This window comes from Streptomyces katrae, from assembly GCF_000966975.1.
Classification (GTDB): Bacteria; Actinomycetota; Actinomycetes; order Streptomycetales; family Streptomycetaceae; genus Streptomyces; species Streptomyces katrae.
Genome location: NZ_JZWV01001248.1, coordinates 1 through 3,202 on the forward strand (window position 1 = coordinate 1; position 3,202 = coordinate 3,202).

Sequence of the window (3,202 nt, forward strand, 5' to 3'; positions counted from 1 at the left end):
GCTTGATCCTGGTGCCGTTCAGTTCCTTCTCGATCAGGCCCTCCTGGAGGCCGACCAGGGCGGTGGCGTGGGTCAGGTTCGGGAAGTACCCGATGCGGACCTCGGGCGCCGAGAGCTTCTTGCCGTCCTCGGCGGCGGCGCCGGCCGCCTTCGGCTCGTCCTTCTCCGCCTCGGAACCGTAGCCGCAGGAAGCGAGGGCGCCGATCAGCAGCGGCAGGGCGGTGGCGGCGACGACGCCGCGGCGGAGCAGGGACTTACGGGTGACAGGCACGGGAGGACTTCCTCTCGACGCGCCGTCCTGGTGTTACGGCGCAGGTGTTCGATGGTGGTGCGGGGGCGGGTACGGCAGGTGGGGGGTGAGGGCGCGCATGCGGTGCGCGTACGTCATCGCGCACATCGCGCCACCCCTCCCTGGCCGCTGCCGAGGACGCCGCTGCCCACGCGGCCGCCCTCCTTCGCGAAGGTGGTGTACATGTCGGTCCGCATGACCTAGAAGTCCCAGCCTTCTTCGTCCGCCTGTACCGCTTCGGCCTGGGAGGCGAAGGACTCGCCCGCCATGCCCGCCGCCAGCGTGGTGCCGTCGGCCGGGTCGATCAGCAGGAAGGACCCGGTGCGGCGCGAGTCGGCGTACGCGTCGAGCGCGAGCGGCTCGGCGGTGCGGACGACGACACGGCCGATGTCGTTGGCCACCAGCTGCCCGGGGTTCGGGTGCTGGGACAGGTCGTCCAGCGTCAGCCGGGAGGGGATCTCCTTGACGATCGCCTTGACCGTGCGCGTGGTGTGCTTGATCAGCACCCGCGCGCCCACGGCCAGCGGCTGGTCGGCCACGTGGCAGACCGTCGCGACGACGTCCTGGGTGGTGGCCGGGGCGCTCGCGGTCGGCGCGATCAGGTCACCGCGCGAGATGTCGATGTCGTCCTTCAGCCGCAGGGTCACCGACTGCGGGGACCAGGCGATGTCCACGGACTCACCGAGCGCGTCGATGCCCTCGATCACCGAGGTCTTCCCCGACGGCAGGACCGTCACGGCCTCGCCGACGCGCAGGACGCCGGAGGCGATCTGGCCCGCGTAGCCCCGGTAGTCGGGGTGCTCGGCGGTCTGCGGACGGATCACGTACTGCACCGGGAAACGCGCCGGGCAGGCGGTGAGGTCGTGGCTGACCGGAACGGTCTCCAGGTGCTCCAGCACCGTCGGGCCGCCGTACCAGTCCATGTTCGCCGACGGCTCGACCACGTTGTCCCCGGCCAGGGCCGAGATCGGGATCGCGGTGATCTCCGGGACGCCCAGCTCGGAGGCGTAGGCGGTGAACTCCTCGGCGATCTTCGCGAAGACGCTCTCCCGGTAGTCGACGAGGTCCATCTTGTTGACGGCGAGGACCACGTGCGGGACGCGCAGGAGGGCGGCGACGGCGGCGTGCCGGCGGGTCTGCTCGATGACTCCGTTGCGGGCGTCGACGAGGACCACGGCGAGGTCGGCGGTGGAGGCGCCGGTGACCATGTTCCGGGTGTACTGCACGTGCCCGGGGGTGTCGGCGAGGATGAACCGGCGGCGGGCGGTGGCGAAGTAGCGGTAGGCCACGTCGATGGTGATGCCCTGCTCCCGCTCGGCCCGCAGGCCGTCGGTGAGCAGCGCCAGGTCCGGGGCGTCCTGGCCACGGTCGGCGGAGACCCGCTCCACGGCTTCCAGCTGGTCCTCCAGGACCGACTTGGAGTCGTGCAGCAGCCGGCCCACCAGGGTGGACTTGCCGTCGTCGACGGAACCCGCGGTGGCGAAGCGCAGCAGCGTGGTGGCGCTGAGCTGCTCGGTGGTGGTCGTCATGGTTAGAAGTACCCTTCGCGCTTGCGGTCTTCCATCGCGGCCTCGGACAGCTTGTCGTCGGCGCGGGTCGCACCCCGCTCGGTGAGGCGGGAGACGGCGATCTCGGCGATCACGGCGTCCAGATCGGCGGCGTCGGAGTCGACGGCGCCGGTGCAGGACATGTCGCCGACGGTGCGGTAGCGCACCAGGCGCTTCTCCACCGGCTCGGTGTCCTTGGGGCCGCCCCATTCGCCGGCGGTCAGCCACATGCCGTTGCGCTGGAAGACGTCCCGCTCGTGCGCGAAGTAGATCTCCGGCAGTTCGATGTTCTCGCGGGCGATGTACTGCCACACGTCCAGCTCGGTCCAGTTGGAGAGCGGGAAGACGCGGACGTGCTCACCGGGGGCGTGACGGCCGTTGTACAGCTGCCACAGCTCGGGGCGCTGGCGGCGGGGGTCCCACTGGGAGAACTCGTCGCGCAGGGAGAACACGCGCTCCTTGGCGCGGGCCTTCTCCTCGTCGCGGCGGCCGCCGCCGAACACGGCGTCGAACTTCAGCTGCTGGATGGCCTCGGTGAGGGGGACGGTCTGCAGCGGGTTGCGGACGCCGTCCGGACGCTCGCGGAGCTTGCCGGCGTCGATGTACTCCTGGACGGAGGCCACGTGCAGGCGCAGGCCGTGCTTCTCCACGGCGCGGTCGCGGTAGGCGAGCACCTCGGGGAAGTTGTGGCCGGTGTCCACGTGCAGCAGGGCGAAGGGCACCGGCGCGGGGGCGAAGGCCTTGAGCGCCAGGTGCAGCATGACGATGGAGTCCTTGCCGCCGGAGAAGAGGATCACCGGCTTCTCGAACTCGCCCGCCACCTCGCGGAAGATGTGCACCGCCTCGGATTCGAGGGCGTCGAGGTGCGACAGCGCGTAGGGCGCGTCGGAACCGGACTCGGTGTGCAGGTGCGCGGCGGTGGTCATGCCAGACCCCTCTCGGTGAGCAGTGCGTGCAGGGCGGACGCCGACTCCCGCACGGTCTGCGTGTGCGACTCGATGCGCAGGTCGGGGGCTTCCGGTGCCTCGTACGGGTCGTCGACGCCGGTCAGACCGGTGATCTCGCCCGCCGCCTGCTTGGCGTACAGGCCCTTCACGTCACGCTCGGAGCACACCTCGACCGGGGTCGCGACGTGCACTTCGAGGTAGCTCGTACCGGCCGCGGCGTGCCGCTTCGCGACGGCCTCGCGGCTGTCGGCGAAGGGGGCGATGACCGGGACGAGGGCCTTCACACCGTTGCTCGCGAGGAGTTCGGCGACGAAGCCGATCCGCTGCACGTTGGTGTGCCGGTCCTCGCGGCTGAAGCCCAGGCCGGCGGAGAGGAACTCGCGGATCTCGTCCCCGTCGAGGACCTGTCTCTTATACAC

The 3,202-nt window shown here is 70.8% G+C and carries 3 protein-coding genes and 1 pseudogene; all 4 read right to left on the reverse strand.

All coding sequences use genetic code 11. The features are described from left to right. A pseudogene (locus VR44_RS35670) lies at positions 1-271 on the reverse strand (sulfate ABC transporter substrate-binding protein); the annotation flags it as partial. 218 nt (positions 272-489) lie between these two features. Next, positions 490-1,818, reverse strand: a complete 1,329-nt coding sequence (locus VR44_RS35675; protein ID WP_045951804.1) for a sulfate adenylyltransferase subunit 1 — start codon at positions 1,816-1,818, stop codon at positions 490-492. Positions 1,819-1,820: 2 nt separating this feature from the next. Further along, positions 1,821-2,762, reverse strand: a complete 942-nt coding sequence (gene cysD / locus VR44_RS35680) for a sulfate adenylyltransferase subunit CysD (RefSeq protein WP_045951805.1) — start codon at positions 2,760-2,762, stop codon at positions 1,821-1,823. Then, positions 2,759-3,202, reverse strand: a 444-nt coding sequence (cysC, locus tag VR44_RS35685) for an adenylyl-sulfate kinase (protein ID WP_045951806.1), incomplete at its 5' end; no start/stop codon positions are given. The genes cysC and cysD, both read right to left, overlap by 4 nt.